This is a genomic window from Pseudomonas sp. FFUP_PS_473 (genome assembly GCF_002858665.1).
Classification (GTDB): Bacteria; Pseudomonadota; Gammaproteobacteria; order Pseudomonadales; family Pseudomonadaceae; genus Aquipseudomonas; species Aquipseudomonas defluvii.
On the sequence record NZ_PJQQ01000082.1, the window covers coordinates 1 to 1,925 of the forward strand.

Below are 1,925 nucleotides of genomic sequence, written 5' to 3' on the forward strand. Positions count from 1 at the left end.
TGCTGATAATCTTTTTGACTATCAGTCTGATTTCACAAGCACCCACACGAATTGCTTGATTCAATTGTTAAAGAGCGTTTGGTTAAGAGCGCTTCGTCTCAACCGATGGCGCGCATTCTACGCTTTTCGAAGCACCCGTCAAGCAATTATTTCGAGTTTTTTCAGATTTTCTCTTTAGGCTTCAAATGCTTAACAAGCCCTGCTCACCCTAGCCATATATAAGCAGCAGCTAACATCAGCAACCCGACCGAAACATGCATCTCAATGCAGCCGCCCTTCAGGGCACCTGCCAGAGGCGAACGGAATCATTCCAAGCTACGTTGAGGCAAATGGTGTCCCAGGGCAGGTTCGAACTGCCAACCTTCCCCTTAGGAGGGGGATGCTCTATCCAATTGAGCTACTGAGACGCAGAAACCGGCAGCGAATGCTGCGCAGCGCAAGTCGGCGAGCATGTTACCCAGCACACCGACATTTGTCATGTCATCCGTAGGGGTTTTTAGCTGTAGGCTTTATTTACGCCTTCGCAGCCAACACCCCCTCCTCGCTCAGCAGCATCAACAAGCGCGAAACGGTATCAAGCAACTCACCGGAGTTATCCAGAACACGCACCGAGCGATCCTCGACACAAGCCAAGGCACGAGCACGCTCCAGACGACGCTCGATGTCATCAAGACTTTCGCGCGCGCGCCCAAGCAAACGCGCACGCAGCACTCTGGCATCAACGGTCAGCAAGATTGGCAACAGGCTCGGGTAGCGCCTGCGGGCCTCAACCAAGTGGGCCCGGGAACCATTGACCAGCACATGCCGCCCCTCTTCCAGCCAGGCATCGATCTGCGCCGGAATACCGTAGGACAAGCCATTAGCCTGCCAATGCAGCGCAAACGCCCTCTGATCACGAAGCAACTCAAACTGCTGCCATGTAACACCATGAGCGTCCTCCCCCTTGGCCTCCACCGCCCGGGTAATCACACGCCGTGCGATCATTACGCCCCGCCCTTGAAGCACAGGACGAGCCGCTTCGATCAGGCTGTCCTTGCCGGCCCCTGAAGCCCCCATGAGGTAGATCAATCGGCCGGCCTTGACCGTCTGGACTGTCAAGCAATCGTCACTTGCGTCATGCTGCATAGCCACTATGCTCTTAAGTTAAGGAAACCACGCAAATTTTAGAGTTTTCTACCGCGCCATTCTTGCCATTTGCCGGTGCGAGGAGAAAGCTATCACTCAAACGGATAAGCGAAAAAATGAAAACTTTCAAAACCAGTACGCATTTCTGATAATTGGTACTGGCAAATAGCCTTTATCCAGCTCATTATTTGTCACAGAATTGACGCCAAGGAACCGGCGATTGTGAGGCATCATAAGCGCCTCATTCGCAATTCAGGTTGAACATTTGGCCCCAACAGTGGTCGTAACGTCACCGTGCGGCCAATTTCAAGAACCGCTTCCCCTGAACTAAAACCGGTCAATTATATGCGCCCAATGAAACAGGCTATCTACTCAAGCCGCACCGCAGACAAATTCGTCGTCCGCCTGCCCGACGGAATGCGTGAGCGCATTGCTGAGGTTGCGCGCAACCACCATCGCAGCATGAACTCTGAAATCATCGCTCGCCTGGAGCAAAGTCTGATCCAGGAAGGAGCTCTGGGCGATGAGCTAAGCATGCGCCTGGACAGCCCTGAACTGTCCCTGCACGAACGCGAACTACTGCAACGCTTTCGCCAGCTCTCCCACCGCCAACAGAATGCACTGGTCGCGCTGATCGCCCATGATGCAGAAATGGCAGCTGATGCTTCCTGAATCACGCACACACAAAAAAGCCCGCATCATTGCGGGCTTTTTTGTGCCTGATGTCCCGTCCTGAATAAGGTTTACACCTTCTGACCTTTCCTCAGGAGGATTCAATGGATTCGGGCAAAAGGCGCAGC

At 53.5% G+C, this 1,925-nt stretch carries 2 protein-coding genes and 1 tRNA gene; 1 reads left to right on the forward strand and 2 read right to left on the reverse strand.

Features of this window, described 5'->3' with window-relative positions; translation table 11 throughout:
• Positions 1 to 330 precede the first annotated feature (330 nt).
• Positions 331 to 407: transfer RNA gene (locus tag CYD26_RS24645), tRNA-Arg, on the reverse strand.
• 106 nt (positions 408 to 513) lie between these two features.
• Positions 514 to 1,125 carry a phosphonate metabolism protein/1,5-bisphosphokinase (PRPP-forming) PhnN gene (gene phnN / locus CYD26_RS24650; RefSeq protein WP_102053906.1) on the reverse strand — a complete coding sequence of 204 codons (612 nt, stop codon included), beginning with the start codon at positions 1,123 to 1,125 and terminating at the stop codon, positions 514 to 516.
• A gap of 345 nt (positions 1,126 to 1,470) precedes the next feature.
• On the opposite strand from phnN, the gene CYD26_RS24655 reads away from it, so the two are divergent.
• Complete coding sequence (locus CYD26_RS24655; RefSeq protein WP_009681471.1) at positions 1,471 to 1,797, forward strand: Arc family DNA-binding protein; 327 nt, start codon at positions 1,471 to 1,473, stop codon at positions 1,795 to 1,797.
• The last annotated feature ends 128 nt before the right edge of the window (positions 1,798 to 1,925 follow it).